22 protein-coding genes are annotated in these 22,788 nt (G+C 71.7%); 12 read left to right on the top strand and 10 right to left on the bottom strand.

All coding sequences use genetic code 11. The features are described 5' to 3' along the window. The first annotated feature begins 1 nt into the window (after position 1). Positions 2–970 (top strand): carboxylating nicotinate-nucleotide diphosphorylase, encoded by a 969-nt coding sequence (gene nadC / locus OG624_RS22955; protein WP_033219182.1) that lies wholly within the window; start codon positions 2–4, stop codon positions 968–970. Between the two features lie 3 nt (positions 971–973). Continuing rightward, entirely contained in the window at positions 974–1,783 is an 810-nt protein-coding gene (locus OG624_RS22950; RefSeq protein ID WP_030727040.1) for a type III pantothenate kinase, read from the top strand. A gap of 48 nt (positions 1,784–1,831) precedes the next feature. On the opposite strand, the gene OG624_RS22945 is transcribed toward OG624_RS22950, so the two are convergent. Beyond that, the gene (locus OG624_RS22945) at positions 1,832–2,041 is read right to left on the bottom strand and encodes a hypothetical protein (RefSeq protein WP_033219184.1); all 210 of its coding nucleotides are present in this window, start codon (positions 2,039–2,041) and stop codon (positions 1,832–1,834) included. 198 nt (positions 2,042–2,239) lie between these two features. Between OG624_RS22945 and OG624_RS22940 the strand changes: the two genes are divergently transcribed. Beyond that, complete coding sequence (locus OG624_RS22940; protein ID WP_033219185.1) at positions 2,240–3,367, top strand: DUF5937 family protein; 1,128 nt, start codon at positions 2,240–2,242, stop codon at positions 3,365–3,367. A gap of 232 nt (positions 3,368–3,599) precedes the next feature. Further along, a complete protein-coding gene (locus OG624_RS22935) occupies positions 3,600–5,150 on the top strand; it encodes a M28 family metallopeptidase (RefSeq protein ID WP_161288632.1) in 1,551 nt (516 codons plus the stop codon). 78 nt (positions 5,151–5,228) lie between these two features. Here OG624_RS22935 and OG624_RS22930 read toward each other — a convergent pair whose 3' ends face one another. Continuing rightward, complete coding sequence (locus OG624_RS22930; protein ID WP_371589839.1) at positions 5,229–6,185, bottom strand: SAM-dependent methyltransferase; 957 nt, start codon at positions 6,183–6,185, stop codon at positions 5,229–5,231. Between the two features lie 154 nt (positions 6,186–6,339). Here OG624_RS22930 and OG624_RS22925 point away from each other — a divergent pair, with 154 nt between their 5' ends. After that, positions 6,340–7,542 (top strand): sensor histidine kinase, encoded by a 1,203-nt coding sequence (locus OG624_RS22925; protein ID WP_033219193.1) that lies wholly within the window; start codon positions 6,340–6,342, stop codon positions 7,540–7,542. Positions 7,543–7,559: 17 nt separating this feature from the next. Next, positions 7,560–8,234, top strand: coding sequence for a response regulator (locus OG624_RS22920; protein WP_033219194.1), 675 nt, complete (start codon positions 7,560–7,562; stop codon positions 8,232–8,234). Between the two features lie 21 nt (positions 8,235–8,255). Here OG624_RS22920 and OG624_RS22915 read toward each other — a convergent pair whose 3' ends face one another. The 3 genes from OG624_RS22915 to OG624_RS22905 all read right to left on the bottom strand — a co-directional run bounded on the left by OG624_RS22915 (position 8,256) and on the right by OG624_RS22905 (position 11,168). After that, the gene (locus OG624_RS22915; RefSeq protein ID WP_326748670.1) at positions 8,256–8,987 is read right to left on the bottom strand and encodes an L-2-amino-thiazoline-4-carboxylic acid hydrolase; all 732 of its coding nucleotides are present in this window, start codon (positions 8,985–8,987) and stop codon (positions 8,256–8,258) included. 205 nt (positions 8,988–9,192) lie between these two features. After that, entirely contained in the window at positions 9,193–10,680 is a 1,488-nt protein-coding gene (locus OG624_RS22910) for a PH domain-containing protein (RefSeq protein ID WP_371639792.1), read from the bottom strand. Continuing rightward, complete coding sequence (locus OG624_RS22905; RefSeq protein WP_033219199.1) at positions 10,677–11,168, bottom strand: PH domain-containing protein; 492 nt, start codon at positions 11,166–11,168, stop codon at positions 10,677–10,679. Before OG624_RS22905 ends, OG624_RS22910 begins: the two co-directional genes overlap by 4 nt. Before the next feature lie 31 nt (positions 11,169–11,199). Between OG624_RS22905 and OG624_RS22900 the strand changes: the two genes are divergently transcribed. From OG624_RS22900 to OG624_RS22885, 4 genes are all read left to right on the top strand, one after another. Further along, positions 11,200–12,342 (top strand): NADH-quinone oxidoreductase subunit D, encoded by a 1,143-nt coding sequence (locus OG624_RS22900; RefSeq protein WP_371639791.1) that lies wholly within the window; start codon positions 11,200–11,202, stop codon positions 12,340–12,342. A gap of 43 nt (positions 12,343–12,385) precedes the next feature. Next, positions 12,386–13,237: an arylamine N-acetyltransferase family protein gene (locus tag OG624_RS22895; protein ID WP_033219201.1), complete on the top strand. Its 852-nt coding sequence runs from the start codon at positions 12,386–12,388 to the stop codon at positions 13,235–13,237. Positions 13,238–13,266: 29 nt separating this feature from the next. Beyond that, entirely contained in the window at positions 13,267–13,482 is a 216-nt protein-coding gene (locus tag OG624_RS22890; RefSeq protein ID WP_371639790.1) for a hypothetical protein, read from the top strand. Positions 13,483–13,570: 88 nt separating this feature from the next. Further along, the gene (locus OG624_RS22885) at positions 13,571–14,836 is read left to right on the top strand and encodes an alpha/beta hydrolase family protein (protein WP_371639789.1); all 1,266 of its coding nucleotides are present in this window, start codon (positions 13,571–13,573) and stop codon (positions 14,834–14,836) included. An 84-nt stretch (positions 14,837–14,920) separates the two neighbouring features. Here the strand turns inward: OG624_RS22885 and OG624_RS22880 are convergent, their stop codons facing one another. The 4 genes from OG624_RS22880 to OG624_RS22865 form a co-directional block, all read right to left on the bottom strand. Next, positions 14,921–15,925, bottom strand: a complete 1,005-nt coding sequence (locus tag OG624_RS22880) for a hypothetical protein (protein ID WP_371639788.1) — start codon at positions 15,923–15,925, stop codon at positions 14,921–14,923. Positions 15,926–16,022: 97 nt separating this feature from the next. Then, positions 16,023–17,015: an ABC transporter substrate-binding protein gene (locus OG624_RS22875; RefSeq protein ID WP_033219206.1), complete on the bottom strand. Its 993-nt coding sequence runs from the start codon at positions 17,013–17,015 to the stop codon at positions 16,023–16,025. A 32-nt stretch (positions 17,016–17,047) separates the two neighbouring features. Continuing rightward, entirely contained in the window at positions 17,048–17,722 is a 675-nt protein-coding gene (locus OG624_RS22870) for an ABC transporter permease (protein ID WP_033219208.1), read from the bottom strand. Positions 17,723–17,726: 4 nt separating this feature from the next. Next, entirely contained in the window at positions 17,727–18,473 is a 747-nt protein-coding gene (locus tag OG624_RS22865; protein WP_033219210.1) for an ABC transporter permease, read from the bottom strand. Between the two features lie 149 nt (positions 18,474–18,622). Between OG624_RS22865 and OG624_RS22860 the strand changes: the two genes are divergently transcribed. Then, positions 18,623–19,585, top strand: a complete 963-nt coding sequence (locus OG624_RS22860; RefSeq protein WP_371639787.1) for an ABC transporter ATP-binding protein — start codon at positions 18,623–18,625, stop codon at positions 19,583–19,585. 79 nt (positions 19,586–19,664) lie between these two features. Here the strand turns inward: OG624_RS22860 and OG624_RS22855 are convergent, their stop codons facing one another. Further along, positions 19,665–20,774, bottom strand: a complete 1,110-nt coding sequence (locus OG624_RS22855; protein WP_033219214.1) for an alpha/beta hydrolase — start codon at positions 20,772–20,774, stop codon at positions 19,665–19,667. Positions 20,775–20,926: 152 nt separating this feature from the next. On the opposite strand from OG624_RS22855, the gene OG624_RS22850 reads away from it, so the two are divergent. Then, complete coding sequence (locus OG624_RS22850) at positions 20,927–22,774, top strand: phosphatidylglycerol lysyltransferase domain-containing protein (RefSeq protein WP_033219216.1); 1,848 nt, start codon at positions 20,927–20,929, stop codon at positions 22,772–22,774. The last annotated feature ends 14 nt before the right edge of the window (positions 22,775–22,788 follow it).

Genomic DNA, 22,788 nt, shown 5'->3' with positions numbered 1-22,788 from the left:
CGTGAGCACCCCCGAACTTCCCCTGATCGACCAGAACGACGGCGGCTGCGGCGACGACTGCGCCTGCGGCGACGGCGAGGAGAGCGGCCTGGACCCGGCGCTGGCGCAGCTGCTGGCCGACGCCGGCCTGGACCCGATCGAGGTCGAGGACATCGCGCACATGGCGCTGTCGGAGGACCTGGACGGCGGTGTGGACGTGACGACCGTCGCGACCGTGCCGGAGGAGGCCGAGGCCGTCGCCGACTTCGTCGCGCGCGAGGACGGTGTCGTGGCCGGTCTGCGGATCGCCGAGGCCGTGTTCTCCGTGGTGTGCACGGAGGCCTTCGAGGTGGAGCGGCACGCGGAGGACGGCGACACCGTCACGGCCGGTCAGCTGCTGCTGTCCGTGCGCTCGCGCACCCGTGACCTGCTCACGGCGGAGCGCAGCGCGCTGAACATCATGTGCCGGCTGTCGGGGATCGCGACGGCCACCCGTCGCTGGGCCGACGTGCTGGAGGGCACCTCGGCCAAGGTCCGCGACACCCGCAAGACGACGCCGGGGCTGCGTTCGCTGGAGAAGTACGCGGTGCGCTGCGGCGGCGGCGTCAACCACCGGATGTCGCTCTCGGACGCGGCGCTGGTCAAGGACAACCACGTGGTGGCGGCGGGCGGTGTCGCGCAGGCCTTCAAGGCCGTGCGCGAGGCCTTCCCGGAGGTCCCCATCGAGGTCGAGGTCGACACGCTGGAGCAGATCGGCGAGGTCCTGGAGGCCGGCGCCGACCTGATCCTGCTGGACAACTTCACGGTCGAGCAGACCACGCAGGCCGTGGCCCTGGTGGCCGGCCGTGCGGTGCTGGAGTCCTCGGGCCGGCTCACCCTGGACACCGCCCGGGCGTACGCGGAGACGGGCGTGGACTACCTGGCGGTCGGCGCGCTGACCCACTCCTCGCCGATCCTGGACATCGGACTCGATCTGCGCGAGGCGGTGTAACCCGTGCTCCTCACCATCGACGTGGGCAACACCCACACGGTCCTGGGCCTGTTCGACGGTGACGAGATCGTCGAGCACTGGCGCATCTCGACCGACCCGCAGCGCACGGCCGACGAGATGGCCGTGCTCATGCAGGGGCTGATGGGCATGCACCCGATGCTCGGCAGCGAGCTCGGCGACGGGATCCACGGCATCGCGATCTGCTCGGCGGTGCCGTCGGTCCTGCACGAGCTCCGCGAGGTGACCCGCCGCTACTACGGCGACGTGCCCGCGGTGATCGTGGAGCCGGGCACCAAGACGGGCGTGCCGATCCTCATGGACAACCCGAAGGAGGTCGGCGCGGACCGCATCGTGAACGCGGTCGCGGTGGTCGAGCTCTACGGGGGCCCGGCGATCGTGGTCGACCTCGGTACGGCGACCACCTTCGACGCGGTGTCCGCGAAGGGCGAGTACGTGGGCGGGGTGATCTCCCCGGGCATCGAGATCTCGATGGACGCGCTCGGCGTACGGGGTGCCCAGCTGCGGAAGATCGAGCTGGCGCGGCCGCGCAACGTGATCGGGAAGTCCACGGTCGAGGCGATGCAGTCGGGCGTGGTCTACGGCTTCGCCGGGCAGGTCGACGGGGTCGTGACGCGGATGGCGAAGGAGCTGGCCGGGCCGCACGGGAACCCGGACGACGTGCGGGTCATCGCGACGGGCGGGCTGGCTCCGATGGTGCTGGGCGAGTCCTCGGTGATCGACGACCACGAGCCGTGGCTGACGCTCATCGGGCTGCGGCTGGTGTACCAGCGCAACGCGCCCAGTTTCGAGTAGCGGGGGCGTCGGGGTCCCGGGCCGCTTCGGCCCGGGGCCCTCGCCGGATCAGCACGCCCGCGGGCGGACCAGTATCCGGCGCAGGGCGGCACGCCAGGGGTGGCGGGCCGGTCTGCCGTCCATGACGGCTCTGGCCTGCGCGTACGTGCGGAGCGAGCGGACCACGGCGACGTCGTCGCGGCCGGGCGGCGGGGGCATCGGGGCGCCCTGCTGGGAGGCCCGGTAGGTGTCGATCATGTACTGCTCGATGGCGGTCATGACTCAAGCCTCACCCCGTCGGCGGCATCCCGCACGACAGTTGACGTTCCCCGTCAATCGACGGCCCGACAAGGCCCCCGGCACCGCGGATGATCACTCGTCCGGCGGCCGCGCCGGGCCGCCCGCGGCCACCCGTACGGCGGGGTCGCGAGACCCACCTCGGCGTCCCCGTGGTGCGCGGAACGACAGAATGGCCCGATGAGCGTCACCATCGACATCGCAGGCCTGCCCACCGAGCGGATCACGTTCGCGCCCTCCCCGCTCGCCGAGCTCTGCATGGCCCTGCACGCGCTCTCCCAGCCCGCGCACCACCCCGGGCTGAACTCCTGGACCACCGCCACCGCCGCCTCGCTCGATCCGTGTCTCGCGGACCGGCTGCTGGAGGCCGACTTCATGTGGCGCAGCTCCTTCTCCGACATCTTCATGCCGTTCGCCGGGCTGCCCGGCGGGACCGGGCAGCCCGCCGCGACGCTGGCCGAGGCGCTGGACGTGCTGGACCGGCTGGACGACGAGCGGTTCGTGCGGGCCGCCCTGGAGCAGTGCTGGCTGGCGCTCTACAACGAGGGCGGACCGTCCTCCTCGCCGCTGGCGAACCCGGCGGCGCGGGCCAAGGCGCTGGAGACGGCCGCCGCCCGCGGCCCGCGCCAGCTGGACTTCTCCGTCCGGCTGCTCGACGACACGGCCTCCGTCCGGGTGTGGATGCGGCGCCTCCTGGAGGACTGCGACGAGGCGTTCTTCGCCGAGACGTGGAAGCGCGTCGAACCGGGGCAGAGCGCCGACGCCCGGCACAAGACGGAGGTGCTGCGCCGCAAGGGGCTGCCGACCGTGCTCAAGGAGGTCTCGGCGGCGCTGAGCGTCGACGCGGCCGGCACCACCATCACCGCCGACAAGATGGTCAACGGATCGACGACCGCGACCGATCCGCGAATAGGCGCCGGCCTGGTCTTCGTACCGACCAACTTCGGCTGGCCGCATCTGCTGGTGCTGCACGCGCCGGGCTGGCGGCCGGTGGTCCACTATCCGCTCGGCTCCCCCGAACTGACCTCCGAGCCCGGCTCGGTGGAGCTGCTCCAGCGGCGGATGGAGGCGCTGGCGCATCCGATGCGGATGATGCTGTGCCGGAGTCTGGCGCGGGCCCCGTTCACGACGAGCGAGCTGGCGACCGTGTACGGGATCACCGCGCCGGAGGTGTCGCGGCACCTGGCCGTCCTGAAGAAGGCCGGCCTGATGCACACGCGGCGTCAGGGACGGTACGCCCAGCACCAGTTGGATCTACCGGCGGTCGCGCGCATCGGATCGGACTTCATCGAGGGCATCCTTCGCTAGGTCGAACCACCGCGCCGTTGGCTTGATTTGGGCGGCCCAGATTCACCGATATACGGAATTCATAAACCGGAATCAGCGAAAACTCTGGCCATGGTGGCCACTTGCTGTCTAACGTGCGTCCACCGATCCCCCACGTAACGCGCACCACATCTGCTCACGCGCACCGCCACGCTCCACCTTGCTGTGCCCTGCTCCGCCCTGCCCTGCTCGCCTTTGCCGTGGAAGGACCTTCATGCCCTCACGCCGTATAGCCGCAGCAACCGCCGCCCTGGCAGCCGCAGCCCTCGTCTCGCCGCTGCTGCTGGCCGGACCGGCCGGAGCCACCGGCAGCCCGCAGAGCGACGCCGCCCGCGGTGACGCGCTCGCCAGGAAGCTGGTCAAGGACGCGACCGGCAAGGGCGCCTACAACCACCTCAAGGTGCTCCAGTCGCTCGCCGACTACAACAACGGCAACCGCGCGGCCGGATCCAAGGGCCACGAACAGTCGGCCAAGTACATCGAGGCGGTGATGAAGGCGGCCGGGTACACGGTCACCCGCAACGAGTTCGACTTCGTCTACGTCGAGACGATCGAGGAGAAGCTGACCGTGGGCGGCGCGAACGAGCGCGACGTCCCGATCCACCTGATGACCTACACGGCGAACTCCCCGGAGGGCGGTGTGACGGCCCAGGTCGCCGTGGCCCCGGTCGACGCGGACGGGACGAACGGCTGCGAGCCGGGCGACTTCGCCTCCGGCACCTTCACCGGGAAGATCGCCCTGATCAAGCGCGGCGGCTGCACCTTCGCGGTGAAGCAGCAGAACGCGGCGAACGCAGGCGCGCTCGGCGCGGTCATCTTCAACAACACCGCGGGCGCCCTGAACGGCACCCTCGGCGACCCGACCCTCGGCAAGATCCCGACGGGTGGCATCACCCAGGAGGACGGTGAGAAGCTGACCGCCGAGGCCGCCGCCGGCCCCGTCGAGCTCACCCTCGACATCCGTGAGCTGCGCGAGAACCGCAAGACCTTCAACGTCATCGCCGAGACCAAGGGCGGCGACGAGAACAACACCGTCTTCCTCGGCTCACACCTCGACTCGGTCGCGGCCGGCCCGGGCATCAACGACAACGGCTCCGGCTCGGCGGGCATCCTCCAGGTCGCCCAGCGGCTCGCGAGCGAGCAGAAGAAGGTCAAGAACAAGGTCAAGTTCGCGTGGTGGTCGGCGGAGGAGTTCGGTCTGCTCGGCTCCGAGGCGTACGTCGCCGGACTGACGGACGCGCAGAAGAAGCAGATCAAGCTCTATCTGAACTTCGACATGATCGCCTCGCCGAACGCCGCCTACTTCGTCTACGACGGCGACGACTCGGACGCGACCGGCGCGGGCCCCGGCCCGGCGGGCTCCGCCCAGCTGGAGAAGGGGATCAACGACTTCCTCGACTCCAAGAAGATCCCGCACGAGGGCACCGACTTCTCGGGCCGCTCGGACTACGGCCCCTTCATCGAGGTCGGCATCCCCTCCGGCGGCACCTTCACCGGCGCCGAGGGCATCAAGACCCCGGAGCAGGCCGCGAAGTTCGGTGGCCAGGCGGGCGTCGCCTACGACGTGAACTACCACGGCAAGGGTGACGACATCACCAACATCGACCAGAAGGCGCTCGACATCAACGTCGACGTCATCGCGGACGCGGTCGGCCACTACGCGCACGACCTGGCCCCGCTGTCGAAGCCGGTCGTCTCGCAGCCCACGGGCGGCTCGGGCAGCGGCGGCGGCCTCCACCAGGGCCACGACGAGGTCACCCGGTAGCCGGTGAGCAGCTGAGCAACTGAGCAACAGGGCCGGGATCCCGCCACGGGATCCCGGCCCTTCGCGCTGTTCGGCGGGTCAGTGCGCCGGTCGGTGCGCCGACGAACCGCCCGGCCAGGCCGGGGCCGGGACTCCGACCGGCTGGACCAGCCAGCCGAAGGCTCCCAGCCCGGCGCGGTCCGTGAGCTCCGCCGCCTCGCCGGCCGCGGACAGGGCCCGTACGTAGGCCACCGGGTCCGTCGACGCCAGGGCCAGCGGGGGCCGGGCGCCCGAGACGCCGAGCGCCGCCAGGGCCTCGCGCTGGGTCAGCAGGAGCGACCCCGGTCCCGCGCAGGAGTCCAGGGCCACGTGGGCGGTGACGTCGCAGGAGCCGTCCGGGACCGGCGGGACCTCCCGGCCGCCGCGGAATCCCGTCAGGGTGCCGTACGGGGGCCGCGCGCCCCGGGTGTGGGCGTAGTCCACCGCCACCGCCAGGCCGCGTTCCAGGGTGCCGGTGGCGGCCGCCCAGGCCTCGTCGCGGGCCCGGCCGATCTCGGCGCGGCCGCCGCCGGGCCACCACCGCTCCAGCCAGGCCCGGTCCGCGCCGTCCAGCGGGTCGCCCACGCGCTCCGTACCGTCCGGGGCGACCAGCACGTAGTGCCCGTCCTCGGCGATCTCCAACGGCACGTTGTCCAGCCATTCGTTGGCGAACAGCAGCCCCGTCGTCCCTTCGGGCGGGGCCGCGACCCAGCGGATCCGCGGGTCGAGCCCGGCCGGCCGCTCCGCCCGTTCCACGGCGTACGGACGCACCCGCGCGGCCGTCCCCGGCTCCAGGGCGGCGAGCACCCCGGACAGCAGCTCCCCCCGCCCGGCTCCGACGTCGACCAGGTCCAGCTCCGCCGGGTGCCCGAGCTCGGCGTCCAGCCACTCCAGCAGCCGGGCCACGGCCGCGGCGTACAGCGCGGAGGCGTGCACGGAGGTACGGAAGTGTCCGGCGGGTCCCGGCCCGCCGGGGCGCACGTAGAAGCCGTCGGGCCCGTACAGCGCGGCCTCCATCGCATCGCGCCACCGGACCGCGGTCACGCCTTCACCCTGAGAGCTCACCGGACAAAGGTTATGCATCCGTCCACCTAGGGGAGTACGCGCCGGGCGTCAGGTTCGCACCTCTGGTTGACTCCAGCACCTATCTGCGTTCCCTACTCTGGGTTACGTGCAGCGCCTCTACGACTTCCTCCGCAGACACCCGACGGGCGTCGACAGCTTCTGGGCTGTCCTCCTCTTCGGGATCGGGATGCTGCAGGTCGCCGACGACAGTTCCAGCAGCACCACCGCCCGGATGCTCGCCGTCCCCGTAGTGGTGGCGATGAGCATCGTGGTGGCCCTGCGCCGCAAGTGGACCCGGGCGATGTTCTGGCTGGCCGCCGCCACCGGCGTCTACCAGCTGATCACCCACACCGACGCGAACCCCGCCGACGTCGCGATGCTGATCATCCTGTACACGGTCGCCGCCTCCTCCGAGATCTCGCGCCGGATGTCCCGTACCGCGTTCGCCATCGGATTCATCGCCTCCCCCGTGTACGCCGTGCGCTTCGCGGTCGACCAGGGCAACCTCCGCGACAACGCCCTCTCCGTCCTCTTCGCGATCGTCCCGTTCGCCCTCGCCTGGGTGCTCGGCGACTCCCTGCGCACCCGCCGGGCCTACTACGCCCAGCTCGTCGAGCGGAACCAGCGCCTGGAGAACCAGCGCGAGGCCCAGGCCAAGGTGGCCGTGGCCGCCGAGCGCGCCCGGATCGCCCGCGAGCTGCACGACGTCGTCGCGCACAACGTCTCGGTGATGGTGGTCCAGGCGGACGGCGCCGCGTACGTCATGGACGCGGCTCCCGAACAGGCCAAGGAAGCCCTCCAGACCATCTCCGGCACCGGGCGCCAGGCGCTGGCCGAGATGCGGCGACTGCTGGGCGTCCTGCGCACCGGCGAACCCCAGGAGTCCGAGGACTACGTGCCGCAGCCCGACGTCGAGCAGATCGAGGTCCTGGTCGAGCAGGTACGGGCGGCCGGGCTCGTGGTGGACTTCGAGGTGGAGGGCGCGCCGCGCCCGCTGCCCACCGGGGTCGAGCTGACGGCGTACCGGATCGTGCAGGAGGCGCTGACCAACACCCGCAAGCACGGCGGCCCCGACGCCAAGGCCAGCGTCCGGCTGGTCTACTTCGACGACGGGCTCGGCCTGCTGGTCGAGGACGACGGCCGTGGCGCGGCCCACGAGTTGTACGAGGACGGCGGCGCGGACGGCGCCGGGCACGGGCTGATCGGCATGCGCGAACGGATCGGTATGGTCGGCGGAACCCTGGACGCGGGGCCTCGGCCCGGTGGCGGATTCCGGATCAGCGCACTGCTTCCCCTGAAGAAGAGATGACGAGGACGAGGTAACTGATGTCCATCCGCGTGATGCTGGTCGACGACCAGGTGCTGCTGCGCACCGGTTTCCGTATGGTGCTCGCCGCCCAGCCCGACATGGAGGTCGTCGCCGAGGCGGGCGACGGCCTGGAGGCGTTGGAGGTGCTGCGGGCCACGAAGGTGGACGTGGTGCTGATGGACGTCCGCATGCCCAAGCTGGACGGGGTGGAGGCGACGCGGCGGATCTGCGAGCCGGAGGAACACCCGAAGGTGATCATCCTGACCACCTTCGACCTGGACGAGTACGCCTTCTCGGGCCTGAAGGCGGGCGCGAGCGGGTTCATGCTGAAGGACGTCCCGCCGGGCGAGCTGCTCGCGGCCATCCGCTCGGTGCACAGCGGGGACGCGGTGGTGGCCCCGTCCACGACGCGGCGTCTGCTGGACCGGTTCGCGCCGATGCTGCCGACGACCACGCAGGAGCCGCAGAACAAGGAGATCGAGCGGCTGACGGAGCGCGAGCGCGAGGTCATGCTGCTGGTGGCGCAGGGTCTGTCGAACGGTGAGATCGCGGCCCGGCTGGTCCTGTCGGAGGCGACGGTGAAGACCCATGTGGGCCGGATCCTGACCAAGCTGGGGCTGCGCGACCGGGTCCAGGTCGTGGTCCTGGCGTACGAGACGGGCCTGGTCCGCGCGGGCGGCGGAGCCGGCTAGGCCGGGCGGCGCGGGGGGCTGTCAGCCGTCCCGCTCCCCGCCGTCGTCGAACCGCGTCTCCAGCGCGTCGCTGTATCCGTTCAGGGGGTCGTCGGTCTCCAGGACGGCGAAGCGGCATTTGCTGTCGCCGAGCGACAGCAGGGAGGTGCGCTCGGCGCGCAGTCCGCTGACCGCGGGGTCGATCGCCTTCATGAAGTTCACGTCGAACGCGCACATCACCGTCGTGACGGGCGTGGCGTCGTGGCGGGCGAAGAAGTCGCGCCAGAAGCAGCGCCTGACATTCATCTCGAAGAGCCCCGGCTCCGGCCGTCGGAAATCGAACTCGAAGTGGGCGGGGTAGAGCTTCACCATCACGCGGCAGGTCTTCTCGATCTTGTCGAGCGCGTGGTCCCTCTCGTTGAGGGTCGAGAAGGCCATGTCGTAGGGGCGCCTCAGCACCGGGCTCATCGCGTGCTGGAGGTAGCGGATCGTACGCCCGCGGTCCCCGTCGAAGAGGGGGAGCAGCGCCTCGTAGGCGGCGAGCACCACCGCACCGATCAGCAGCGCGCCCTTCGACGGTCCGTCGGTGGCCATGTCCTCGTCCGCGTCGGCGATCTCCTTCGCCCGTGCGCGGATCGCGTCGATCAGATCGTCCTCGCGATCGGGCGCCACATGGTGGAGGTGCTTGCGGACCTCGCCCAGGAACTTGCGGGGCATCACGCGACCCATCAACCAGTGGGCCTCTGCTCCGACTGCCTTGTCGATGGCGTTCACGACGTCACCCCGCGTGCTGATCGCGACCGGAGACGGTCCGAGGTGCGCGACCTCGGTGGGGGGCCTGGGCCCGCTTCCTCATCCCCGATTTTTGCGAGAAAAGCCTACTGCCGGGCCCCTCCGGTCGCCACCCGGCGCCGTACCGGGGCGACGGCCTCATGCCTCGGGCGCCCCCGCTCGGTGGGAGCAGGGGCGGCGCGCCGGTTCAGGCGTCGGGGTCCGGCGCCGTCATCCAGCGGTCCGGTCGGGCCGAGGCCCGGGAGGTGCGGGAGCGGGCGGCCTGGGCGTGCAGCAGGGCCGCGGCCTCCGGCTCCGGGCGGAGTCGGGCCGTGACCGTGCAGTTCGCGCCGGTGTCCACGTGGACGTCGGCGACCCCGCGGGCGCGGGCCCACGGGCCCTGCGTGAAGCGGACGCTCTGCACCTTGGCGTGCGGGACGACGTCCGTACGCCGGCACAGGCGGCCGTGCCGGGCGGCGAACACCTCCGGGGAGAGCGCCAGCGCGTAGCCCTTCCACCACACCGGCACCACCCAGCGGGACCCGGTCCGCGGGGAGCCCGAGAAGGACAGGGCCGCCAGGTCCACACCGGGCAGCACCCGGGCGATGACGGCGGTGGCGGCGTCCCGCGAGGCGACCGGGACCAGGACGGTGTTGTTCGAGCCGGCGACCTTCAGCTCCACCCGGACCAGGCCGCGCCTGCGCCACAGCAGCGGCTCCACGATCCGTACGTTCTGCACGCGGCCCGGCGGCACGGTCTCGTGGGCCCGGTCCAGCAGTCCGTGGTCCAGGCGCAGTCCGTCGGGGGATTCGGCGACCCGCCAGTCGTACTCGGTGAGGAACCGGCCCGCGGTGCCCGCCCAGACGGCGCCGAGCATCGGGAGCACGGCGACGAGGGCGGCCCAGGGGCTGGAGCTGACCCACCACACGACGACCGGCACGGTCAGCCCGGGGACCAGCAGGGCCCAGACGCCGAGATTGAGCAGCAGCGACACGACGATCTCGCGCGGGGTCACGCGCAGCAGTTCGCGTTCGGGGGCCTCGCCCAGGCTCACGGCCTCCTCGGGGGCGAAGCCGGCCGCGCGGGCCAGGAGCTCGGCGCGCAGGGCGACGGCCTCCTTCTCGCCGAGGAAGGCCAGCTGGTCCTTGTCCTCGGCGCCGATGACGTCGAGCCGCAGGCTCGCGACGCCGGTCAGCCGGGCCAGGAGGGGGCGGGTGACGTCCACGGCCTGGAGCCGGTCGAGGCGGATGTGCGCGGTGCGCCGGAAGAAGAGCCCGCTGCGGATGCGCAGTTCGGTGTCGGTGACGGCGTAGTGGGTGAACCACCAGCTGAGGAATCCGTAGGTGCCGAAGACCATGATCAGGCCGGCCACCGAGGCCACCCGCAGGAGGGCGGGCAGGTCGGCCACCCATCTCCCGGCCTGGTCGCCCTGGTGGGCGAGCACGCCGACGGTCGCGGCGATCGGCACCCAGGCGCGGCGCAGCGGGGTGAAGGGGTGCAGCCGGCGCTCCACCGGGCCGCCTGCGGCGAGCTCGGCGGGGGGTTCCCCGGGTACGGGCTCGGGCGCGTGAGCGGCGGAGGCTTCGCCGGCGCCGGGCTTCGCCCGCACGGGGTCGTCCGCCGCCGACGGCTCGGGCGCGGTCTGCGCGTCGTGTGCCTCGGGGCGGGGGTCCGAGCCCTGCGGACCGGGGCTCACAGGCCCGCCGACCTTGCCTCGCCGAGGGCGGTGAGCCGGTCGCGCAGCCGTTCCGCCTCGGCCGGCGCCAGCCCGGGGATCTTGGCGTCGCTGGCCGCCGCGGCCGTGTGCAGCTGTACGGAGGCCAGGCCGAAGCGGCGCTCCAGCGGGCCGGAGGTGACCTCGACCAGTTGCATCCGCCCGTACGGCACCACGGTCTCCTCCCGCCACAGCACGCCCCGGCTGATCAGCAGGTCGTCCGCGCGTTCGGCGTAGCGCCAGGACCGCCAGTTCCGACCGAGGAGGACCCAGCCCCAGGCCAGGACCACGAGCCAGATCGCCCCGAGGGCCGCCCATGCCGGGCCGAGCGTGAGCCCCGGTACGACGGCGGTCACGACGGCGAGCGACAGCGTCCATATCAGCAGCAGCGTCCGCCGCAGTGTGAGCAGCCCACCGGGCAGCCCGACCCACGCGGGGCCGTCCGTCTCACCCATTGTCCCCGTTTCCATGCGCCCACCCTAGGGCTGAGACAATGCCCGCATGACGGAGACCACGGTCGGTATCGGCGGAGCGGCGGAGAGCACCGACATGGTGCTCAACATCGGCCCCCAGCACCCTTCCACGCACGGCGTGCTGCGCCTGCGCCTCGTCCTGGACGGCGAGCGGATCGTCAGTGCCGAACCGGTGGTCGGCTACATGCACCGCGGTGCGGAGAAGCTCTTCGAGGCCCGCGACTACCGGCAGATCGTGATGCTCGCGAACCGCCACGACTGGCTGTCCGCGTTCTCGAACGAGCTGGGCGTGGTCATGGCCGTCGAGCGGATGCTCGGCATGGAGGTCCCCGAGCGGGCCGTGTGGATGCGCACCCTGCTGGCCGAGCTGAACCGGGTGCTGAACCACCTGATGTTCCTCGGCTCGTACCCCCTCGAACTGGGTGGCATCACCCCGATCTTCCACGCGTTCCGCGAGCGCGAGGAGCTCCAGGCCGTGATGGAGGAGATCTCCGGCGGCCGGATGCACTACATGTTCAACCGGGTCGGCGGCCTCAAGGAGGACCTCCCGGCCGGCTGGCTCGGCCGGGCCCGTGCGGCGATCGCCGACGTCCGGACCCGGATGGACGTCTACGACAAGCTGGTCCACGGGAACGAGATCTTCCGCGCCCGTACGCGCGGGGTCGGCGTGCTGTCCGCCGAGGCGGTGCACGCGTACGGGGTCTCCGGCCCGATCGCCCGGGCCTCCGGCGTCGACTTCGACCTGCGGCGCGACGAGCCGTACCTGTCCTACGGCGAGCTCCAGGACGTCCTGAAGGTGGTCACCCGCACCGAGGGCGACTGCCTGGCCCGCTTCGAGTGCCTGCTGGACCAGACCCACAACGCGCTCGACCTGGCCGTGGCCTGCCTGGACCGGATGGACGACCTCCCGCCGGGGCCGATCAACCAGCGCCTGCCCAAGGTCCTGAAGGCGCCGGAGGGGCACACGTACGCGTGGACGGAGAACCCGCTCGGCATCAACGGCTACTACCTCGTCTCCAAGGGCGAGAAGACCCCGTACCGGTTGAAGCTGCGCAGCGCCTCGTACAACAACATCCAGGCGCTGGCGGTGCTGCTGCCGGGGCAGTTGGTCGCCGACATGGTGGCGATCCTGGGCTCGCTCTTCTTCGTGGTCGGCGACATCGACAAGTAGCCCCGGGCCCCGCGCCGTGAGATGTCCGACCTAATGTAGGTTCATGATCATCTCTGGCACATTTGCCGCGTACCTGGGGCGGATCGGCATCACCGAGCCCGGATCCCCCTCCGTCGAAGGGCTGTTCGCGCTCACGCGGGCCCACCTGGAGCGGATCCCGTTCGAGAACACCGAGATCCAGCTGGGCCGGCCGCCGGGCATCGACCCCGAGCTGTCCGTGCGCCGCATCGGCGCCGGGCGCGGCGGCTACTGCTTCCACCTCAACGGCGCCTTCGCGGCGCTGCTGGAGCACCTCGGGTACGACGTGACCCGCCACGTCGGGGGCATGTGCGCGGACGCGGACTCCCGGGAGGTGAGCGGCGACCACCTCACCCTGACGGTACGGATCGACGGGGAGGCCTACTTCGTGGACGTCGGCCTGGGCGACGGCCCGCCCGAGCCGCTGCCCCTGCGCGAAGGCCGCTACGAGCGCGGCTTCCGGTACGGCCTGCGGCCGCTCGGGAGCGCGGACGGGCCCGACACGGGCTGGACCTTCCTCAACGAGGACTCGCCCTTCCCGGCGATGAACTTCCGCTCGGCCCCCGCCACCATGGCCGACTTCGAGGCGGAGCACCTGCGGTTGTCCACCGCCGAGGACTCCCCCTTCCTGCAGTCCTTCTTCATGCTGCGGCGCGACGCCGGGGTCATGAACCGCCTGCACGGCAGGATCCTGCTGACCCTCGACCCGCGGGGCGGGCGCGGCAAGCGGGACCTGGCCTCCTCGGAGGAGCTCTTCGAGGTCATGACCACGGTCTTCGGGCGGGAGCTCGACGACCTGACGTCCGCGGACCGGGCCGCGCTGTGGGACCGGGTGCAGCGGGCGCACGAGGCCTGGCTCGCCGCTCAGCCGAGCTGATGTCGGTGCGGCAGGGCACACTGGGCGGCATGTCCCATTCTCCCCGCCGGGCCTGCCCCTCCTGCGGCCGCGACTGCGCCGTCACCGCCGGACGGATCGCCCGCCACGATCCGCCGTCCGGACGGGAGCGCGGTGACCTGGTGTCCTGCCCCGGATCCCGGGCCCGGGTGGTGCTCGGCGCCTCCGCGCCGACCCTGGACGGCTTCGTCCTGTCCGAACACCCCGGGCAAATCCCGCTGTTCTGATGACACCTGCCGGGCGGGGGTTAACCCCCTCGACCGCCGGGTGCCGCCCGGATGTCGAGCCGCCGCGGGCGTCCGTAGCGTTCCCGACATGACGATCACGCAGCACAGCAAGCAGCGGCGCCGGCAGTGGCTGCGGCGCGGCGCCGCGACGGTGGCCCTCGCCGCCGTACTGGGTGGGATCGCCGCCCCGGCGGCGTCGGCCGCGCCCGCCGCACAGGCCGCAACGGCCGCCCCCGCCCGGGGCGAACTGCTCTCCGTCGTCCCGCTGGACACCCTCGACCGCGAGCAGGTCATCGCCGAACTCGCCACCCTGGGCATCGACCCCGCGACCGTCCGGTACGGCGTGCGCGCCTACCGGCTGACCTACGCCACCGTGGACCCCCAGGGCCGGCCCACCACCGCCACCGGGTTGCTCGTCCTGCCGCGCGGTGGCCCGCACCGCCTCGACCTGGTCTCCGACACCCACGGCACGGTCGCCACCCGCGACGACGCCCCGTCCGGTGGCGCCGGCTCCAACCGCCTCACCCCGTACCTGCACGCGTCCGCCGGCCGGGCCGTCGCCGCCCCCGACTACCTGGGCCTGGGCGGCGGCCCGGGCAGCCACCCGTACATGGACACCCGGTCCTCGGTCACGGCCTCCGTCGACATGCTGAAGGCCGCCCGCACCGCCGCCGACCGGCTGGGGCGCCCGGTCAGCAGGGACGTGTACGCCACCGGCTTCTCCCAGGGCGGCCAGGTGGCGATGGCCCTGGGCCGCGAACTCTCCCGCGGGCGGGACGGCCTGCGGCTGCGTGCGCTGGCCCCGATGGCCGGGCCGCACGACCTGCTCGGCACCGAGTTCCCCGGGCTCACCGACGGCCGGGTCGATCCGCGCGTCGGCGTCTTCTACCTCTCGTACTTCCTCACGGCCCAGAACCGGCTCCACCCGCTCTACAAGGATCCCGCCGAGGTGTTCCGCGCGCCCTACGCACAGGCTGTGGAAGGCCTGTTCGACGGGAGCCACCCGGTGCAGGACATCGTGGCCGCGCTCCCGGCGACGCCGCGGGAGCTGCTGACCCCGCAGTGGGCCGAGAACATCCGGAGCCCGCACGGCGCCCTGCTGGAGGCCGTCCGGGCCAACGACGGGGTCTGCGACTGGAAGCCCGCCGCGCCTGTACGCCTCTACGCGGGCGCGGGCGACACCGACGTCCCGATCGCCAACTCCCGCGCCTGCGCCGCCGATCTGGCCCGCCACGGGGTCCGGGCGAAGGTCGTGGACCAGGGCCCGGACGCCGACCACACGGCCACCGCGGTCCGCTCGGCACCACAGGTGGTCCGCTGGTTCGACGCGATCCGCCAGGGCCGGACCGACTAGGCGGTCTCCTCCCGCCTAGGGCCTGGTGGCGGGCCGGCACCTCGCCCGGCTGGTGGCCTCGTACGGGGACCGACCCCCGGCAGGCTAGGAGATGGCGGTGCGGAGCCGGACCACGTCGATCGGCTCGGTCTCGTCGTGGGCCGTCAGGTCGATGACCTGGCCCACCGCGCGGGTCTCGTCGGTCGCCGGCTTGAACTCCGGCTCGACCACGGCCCGGGCCGACTCGGCCTTGTGCACCGCGAGGGCTTCCGCGCCGACCACGTCGGCCAGGTCCTCGTTCTGCACCGCCTCGATCACCGCGCGGGCCTGCGCCGCGTTCTTGGTGCCGAAGAAGTCGAAGCCGCCCTCGATCCGTGAGGCCGTACGCCGCTGGGCCGCGTACGGGGCCACCGCGGCCGCCGGGCGACGCGCGGGGAGCGAGGAGGCGGGAGCCTGGCCACGCCCCGGGCCCGGACCGGGATCGGGCTCCGGGGCCGACGGCCCCGCGGGCAGCGCCCGGGCCTCCTGCCGCCGGCGGGCCAGCGCCTCCAGGGCCGAGTGGGCCCGGGCGTAACCGACCCCGGTGGGCGCGCCCGCCGAGGTGCGCTCCTCGGTGACGGCCGGAAGTTGCTTCTGCGCGGCGGACGGCGCCGCGGAGGCCTCGATGGCCAGCAGTCGGCGGCCCTCCAGGGCGCTGGCGCGCTCGGTCTCGGCGGTCGCGTACCGCCGCAGCAGCGCCGCGTGCTCGCCGCGCAGGCCCGCCAGTTCGACCCGCTTGGCGCGCAGCTTGGCGTCGAGCCGGGCCCGCAGCATCCGGGCCTCTTCGAGGTCGGATTCGAGCTCGGCTATCCGCTCGTCGGTCTTCCACTCGTCCTTGACCCGCTCGCGCGCGAGTTCGGCGACACGGCGGCCCGCCGAGCGGTCCCAGGCGCGCATGACGACGGCGCCGGCGACCCCGGCGGCCGCCGTGACGGCCACGAGGAGCCGCAGCGCCATCGGTTCCGCCAGGAGCCAGGCCGCGCCGGCGCCGACGACGGATACACCGGCCACGGTCGTCGGCGTGAGCAGCCGGTGCAGGGGTTCAGGATTGCGGTGGCGTCCACGGGGCATGGCCCGAAATTTACAGTGCATGGAGGTCGAGTGGGATACCCGCCCGGCAAACTCTTCCCGGGCAGTTAAGCCACTTTTCTCCATCAACCCGTGCGCGCTACTTCTTCAGCAGGCCCTTGGACTCCAGGTAGGCCTTCGCGACGTCGGCCGGCTTGGCGCGCTCGGCGTCCACCTTGCGGTTCAGATCGACCAGATCGGCCGTCGTGAGCGCCTTGGTCAGCTTGTCGAGCGCGGCCGCGACCTCCGGGGTTCCGGCGTCCTTGACGTTGACCACCGGCAGGACGTTGTCGGCGTTCTGGAGCTTCTTGTCGTCCTCCAGCAGGACCAGACCGAAGCTGTCGAGGGTGGCGTCGGTGGTCGTGGTGAGCACGAGCTGGTCGGCGCCGTCCTTGACCGCCTGCTTGGCCTGGGGGGTGCCGACACCCTTCGGGTCGATACCGGAAACTTGAATTCCGTACGTCTTGGTCAACCCCGGCGCGCAGAAGGGCCGGACGTTGCATTCGTCGCCCGCCGCGATCTTCACCTTCAGTCCGGACTTACCAAGATCGGAAAGGGTCTTCAGGTTGTTCTTCTCGGCGAATTCCTTGGTCACGGCGAATGCGTTCTGGTCGACCGCCTCACCGGCGGTGAGCGCCTTCAGGCCGAGCGGGCCCGCGAGCTTCTCCAGGCCCGCCACCGTCGCCGCGACGTCGCTGGAGGCGACCGGCTTCTCCTCGGGCGCCTTCGGGCCGTTGACCTTGGCGTTGAGGAACTCCGCGAGTGTGGCCGCGTACTCCGGGACGACGTCGATCTCGCCCTTCTCCAGCGAGGGCTCGTACAGCTCGCGGTTGTTGACCGTCTTGATCGAGGTGCTGTAGCCCGCGTCCTTGAGGACCTGCGCGTACAGCTCGGCCAGCACGTTCGACTCGGTGAAACCGGCCGCGCCGATCACCAGGCTGCCCTTGGCGCCGCCCGCGCCCGAGGAGGAGTCGGCGGAGGCCGAGCCGCCGTCCTTGCTCTTCTCCAGGCTGTCGCCGCCGCACGCGGCCAGCGACACCGTCAGGGCCAGGGCGCCCAGGGACGCGCCGAGGACGCGCGTGGTCTTGGTCATGGAGGTACTCCGTTCGAGGCGATGGACAGGAATCAGCGGGACGCCGCCGCCCGCGGCAGCAGCAGCCGGTCCGCCGCCACCAGCACGCCCTCCACCAGCAGGGCGAGCGCGGCCACCAGCAGGGCGCCCGCGACGACCTGCGGGGTGTCGTACGTGTTGAAGCCGGCGGTGATGATCCGACCGAGGCCGCCCTGGCCGACCATGGCGGCGATCGTGGCCGTGGCGATGACCTGGACGGCGCCCGAGCGCAGCCCGGTCATCACCATGGCGCGCGCGAGCGGAAGTTCGACGCGCAGGAAGAGCTGGATCCCGGACATGCCCATGCCGCGGGCGGCCTCCACGACCGAGCGGTCCACCTCGCGCATGCCGACGTAGGCGTTGGTCAGCAGCGGCGGGACGGCGAAGAGCACGAGCGCGGCGATGGTGGGCAGGTAGCCGGCGTTGCGCAGCGGGGAGACCATGAACAGGGCCAGCACCGCGAAGACGGGGACGGCCCGGCCGATGTTGGAGATGTTGATCGCGAGGGTGCCGCCCTTGCCGAGGTGGCCGAGGAACAGGCCGATCGGCAGGGCCACCGCGCAGGCGATCGCGAGCGCGACCGCGCTGACGTAGACGTGCTCGCCGAGCCGGTGCCAGACACCGCTCTCCCCCGACCAGTTGGCGCCGTTCGCCAGCCAGTCCCAGGCCCCTCCGATGACGCCTCCCACGGTCTCAGACCCCCTTCGCCGGAGCCGGAGCCGGGGTCGAGGTCGTCTCCCGGGTCGGTGCCGCGGACCGGCCCCGGCGCCCGGCACCGGCCCGGGTCCACGGGGTGAGCAGCCGCTGTACGCCGAGCAGCAGCAGGTCGGCCACGAGCGCGAGCAGCACGCACAGCACCGAGGCGGTGAGCACCTGGGCCTTGAAGGAGCTGTTCACGGCCGGGGCGATGAGGTTGCCGAGGCCGCCCTTGCCGACGATGGAGCCGACCGTGGTCAGCGCCACCGTCGAGACGGTGGCGATCCGTACGCCGGCGAGCAGCGCGGGCAGCGCGAGCGGCAGTTCGACCTGCCACAGCAGCCGCCCCGGGCCGTAGCCCATGCCGCGCGCCGCCTCCCGTACGTCCTCGGGGACGGCCTCCAGGCCGGCCAGGACGTTGCGGACCAGGATCGTCAGCGAGTACAGCACCAGCCCGGTCACCACCAGGGCCGCCGAGAGTCCGAAGACGGGCAGCAGCAGGGAGAACATGGCGAGCGAGGGGATCGTGTAGAGGAGGGTGGTCAGGGCCAGGACGGGCGCCGCCCAGTGGCGGCCGCGGCGGGCCAGCAGGGCGAGCGGCACGGACACGGCGATGCCGATCAGGACCGACACGCCCGTGAGCCAGATGTGTTCGAGGGTGGCGTCGGTCAGTTCCTGGGAGCGGGAGGTGACGTAGTCCCAGCAGATCCAGTCGTTCGCCACCAGGCAGTTCGGTGCCGCCACGCCCCCCACCCCCCATCATTCGAACGTACGTCTTCACACTCACCCGTTACAGCGACCCTAACCCCCACCACCCTCAATGGCCGGAATCCTTCGCACCGGGGCAACACGCCCTTCACAAATCAGCGACCGGCGTGCGGAAAGATGGGTTTGTGATCCGATTCGAGCATGTGACCAAGCGCTACCCCGACGGGACCACAGCCGTCGAGGACCTGTCCTTCGAGGTGGCGGAGGGGGAGCTGGTCACGCTCGTGGGACCGTCCGGCTGCGGCAAGACGACCACGATGAAGATGGTCAACCGGCTGATCGACCCGACCTCCGGCCGGATCCTGCTGAACGGCGAGGACATAGCGGCCGCCGATCCGGTCGAGCTGCGCCGCCGGATCGGGTACGTCATCCAGCAGGTCGGGCTGTTCCCGCACAAGACGGTGCTGGAGAACACGGCGACCGTGCCACAGCTGATCGGCACCCCCAAGGCGAAGGCCCGCGCCCGGGCGGCCGAACTGCTCGAACTGGTCGGCCTGGACCCGGCCGTGTACGGGGGCCGCTACCCGGAGCAGCTGTCCGGCGGGCAGCGCCAGCGCGTCGGCGTGGCCCGCGCCCTCGCCGCCGATCCGCCGGTGCTGCTGATGGACGAGCCCTTCGGCGCGGTCGACCCGGTGGTCCGCGAGCGGCTGCAGAACGAGTTCCTGGCCCTGCAGAAGACGGTGCGCAAGACGATCCTGCTGGTCACCCACGACCTGGAGGAGGCGATCCGGCTCGGCGACCGCATCGCGGTCTACGGCACGGGCACCATCGAGCAGTTCGCCCACCCGGCGGCGGTCCTCGGGGCGCCCGCCACCGCGTACGTGGCCTCCTTCGTCGGCGCCGACCGGGGGCTCAAGCGGCTCGCGGTCACCCCGGTCGAGGCGGCCGACCTGGCCGAGGCGGACGGGAAGGCCCCGGCGGCCTCGGTGGCGCTGGGCGCCACGCTGCGCGAGGCCCTCGCCGCCCTGCTGCAGGAGGACTCGGGACGGATCGGGGTCACGGACCCGCGATCCGGCGAGCTGGTCGGCGTACTGACCCCGGAGGGGGTCCATCGGGCGCTGCGCCGGGCCGGGCTGCAGGAGGCCTGACCTCACGAACGACCGTGACCGGCCCCGAAGGGCCGGTCACAGGTACGTCGACGCCGGATGTCGGATGTCGGCGGGCCGGTCAGGCCTCGATGCGGCCGCTCATCCACGTCAGCATCGGCGGGATCTCACGTCGCCACGTGTTGAAGTTGTGGCCACCGCTGTCGAGGATGATGGAGGAGACCCGGTCCGGGCCCTGCACCTTCTTGATGAACTTCCTGGTGTCGGCGAGGTTCGGCTCGCCCTTCTCGCTGCTGGTCACGAGGAAGGACGTACCGGTCGGCTTCTTGCGCTCGATGCTGTGCAGCACGTCCGCGCGCTTCTTCAACTTCTCGTCCCCGTGGAACAGGTCACCGGTCGTCGGGTCGTCCGGGGCCTCGTAGTACGCGGACAGGCCGGCGGCGGCACCGAAGGTCTGCGGGTAGTGCGTGGCGATCTTCAGGGCGCAGTAACCGCCCGTGGAGTTGCCGATGAAGCCCATGTTCTGGGGCTTCTTGCCGACCCGGAAGGTGTCCTGGATGGCCTGCGGGAGGTCCACCCCGAAGAAGGTCTCGGTCTGCGGGCCGCCGGGGACGTCGACGCACTCGGTGTCACGCGGCGGCGCCACGGTCGGGCGCAGCATGACCAGGATCATCGGCTTCATCTTGCCCGACTTGGACAGGCTGAAGGCCTTCATGGGGTAGTCGAGCCCTTTGATCAGGTTCTCGGCGGTGCCCGGGTAGCCCGTCAGGACGACGGACGCCGGAAAGTTCTCGTCCTTGTGCTGCGGCTGGAAGTACTCCGGCGGGAGCCACACGTAGCCGGGGCTCGTTATCTTCGACTTCTGCCCGGATATGGCAACCTTCAGGATCTGACCGCCCACCTGGGGCTTGGCGCCACCGGGTACGTCCAGCTTCTGCTTGTCGACGACCTTGATGTCCTTGCTGCTCATCGAGTGGTCGACGACCTTGCCCATGGACGTCTCCTGGCCGAACAGGTCGGCCCAGGAACCGTAGAAGAGGAACGACTTGTTAGCCGCGAGCCCCACAGCCGAGAACAGCGCCAGCTGGGTCGCCAGCAGCAGACCGATACGGCCGGCGAACGCGCGCCAGGTGCGGCCCGAGAGCTTCGGCCAGAACCACACCGTGGCCGCGAAGAGCAGCACACCGGCGATGATGGCCAGCGCCAGAACCGTATTACTGGTGAGACCCATGAGCAGTCAGTCGACTTTCTGGTGGCAGGACTGTTTTTTTCCGACGAAAGAGTGAACCCGCTCCTCGTCGATGTCGTCCTAAGGGACGCACCACACACCGGAGGCTGTCGCGGCCTTCGGCCACATGATCTCTCGCGGAGCAACGGGAAGCGATGTCTAGCAGGATAGATGGCGATAAGTCGGGACAGGTTCCGAGCAGGGTCCGCCGAATCCTCCGAGGTCCACAGCCGGAGTCGGTGCCCGGCCTGGTAGGTACGGCCGTCATGATCGTCGGCCTTCTGGACATCGCGGCAGGGGTGTTCCCGCGCTTCCGGCACAGCCGGATCCACGCGGTCGCCGAGGTGCTGCCGGTGTTCGGCCCCTTCGCAGCGGCCCTCGCGATCAGCGCGGGCGTACTGCTCCTGCTGCTCGCGCACGGCCTCAAGCGCCGCAAGCGCCGGGCCTGGCGGGCGGCGGTCGTCCTGCTGCCGGCGGGTGCCGTGGCGCAGTTCCTCTACCGGCACTCGATCCCCGGCGTGGTGATCGCGGCGCTGCTCTTCGTGCTGCTGCTGCGCCACCAGAATGAATTCAAGGCGCTGCCCGACCCGCGCAGCCGCTGGAAGGCCCTCGCCAACTTCGTCCTGATGAGCGCCGGCTCCATCGGGCTCGGCCTGCTCATCGTCAACGTCCACCCGAACCGGGTCGTCGGCAACCCGGGCCTGTACGAACAGATCACGCACGTCGTCTACGGCCTCTTCGGCTTCGAGGGCCCCGTCGACTACGCGGGCCAGGTGTCCTGGACCGTCGGGTACTCCCTCGGCGCCCTCGGCATGCTGACCGCCCTCACCACCATCTACCTGGCCTTCCGCCCCGAGCACCCGGCCGCCCGGCTCACCGCCGACGACGAGGGCAAGCTGCGCGAGCTGCTCGCCAAGCACGGCGGCCGCGACTCGCTCGGCCACTTCGCGCTGCGCCGCGACAAGGCCGTCGTCTTCTCCCCCAGCGGCAAGGCCGCCGTCACCTACCGCGTCGTCTCCGGTGTGATGCTCGCCTCCGGCGACCCCATCGGCGACGTCGAGGCCTGGCCCGGCGCGATCGAGCGGTTCATGGAGGAGGCCAAGGCCCACTCCTGGACCCCGGCCGTCGTGGGCTGCAGCGAGACCGGTGGCGAGGTCTGGACCCGCGAGACCGGTCTGGACGCCCTGGAGCTGGGTGACGAGGCGATTGTCGATGTCAAAGACTTCTCCCTCGCGGGCCGTCCCATGCGCAATGTCCGCCAGATGGTGAAGCGCATCGAACGCAACGGCTACACCACCCAGGTCCGCCGGGTCAGCGAGCTGACCGAGGAGGAGCTGGAGCGGGTCCGCGGCGCGGCCGAGGCCTGGCGCGGCACCGACACCGAGCGCGGCTTCTCGATGGCCCTGGGCCGGGTCGGCGAGGAGGGCGACGGCGACTGCTTCATCGCCACCGCCCACCGCGTGGAGGAGGGCGACACCAGCCCCTTCGGCGACCTGAAGGCCGTCCTGCACTTCGTCCCGTGGGGCAAGGACGGCATGTCGCTGGAGCTGATGCGCCGCGACCGCGCCGCCGACCCCGGCATGAACGAACTGCTGATCGTCGCCTCCCTCCAGGCCGCCCCCGACCTGAAGATCGAGAAGGTCTCGCTGAACTTCGCGATGTTCCGCGCGGCCCTCGCCCGCGGCGAGAAGATCGGCGCCGGCCCGGTCCTGCGGATGTGGCGCAACCTGCTGGTCTTCCTCTCCCGCTGGTTCCAGATCGAGTCGCTCTACAAGTTCAACGAGAAGTTCCGCCCCCGCTGGGAGCCGCGCTTCATGGTCTACCGCAACAGCCGCGACCTGCCCCGCATCGGCTTCGCCGTGATGCAGGCGGAGGGCTTCGTCACCGTGGCCCTGCCCCGACTCTTCGCCAGCCGCCGCCGGCCCAAGCCGGTGCGCACCTGCACGCACACCCACATGGCGTCCGTGCCCAAGCAGCAGGAGCGCGAGGTCCAGGCGGCGTAGCCCTCGCACACGCC

Source organism: Streptomyces virginiae (genome assembly GCF_041432505.1).
In the GTDB taxonomy this organism is placed as follows: Bacteria; Actinomycetota; Actinomycetes; order Streptomycetales; family Streptomycetaceae; genus Streptomyces; species Streptomyces virginiae_A.
This window is presented reverse-complemented; position numbering and strand designations above follow the sequence as displayed.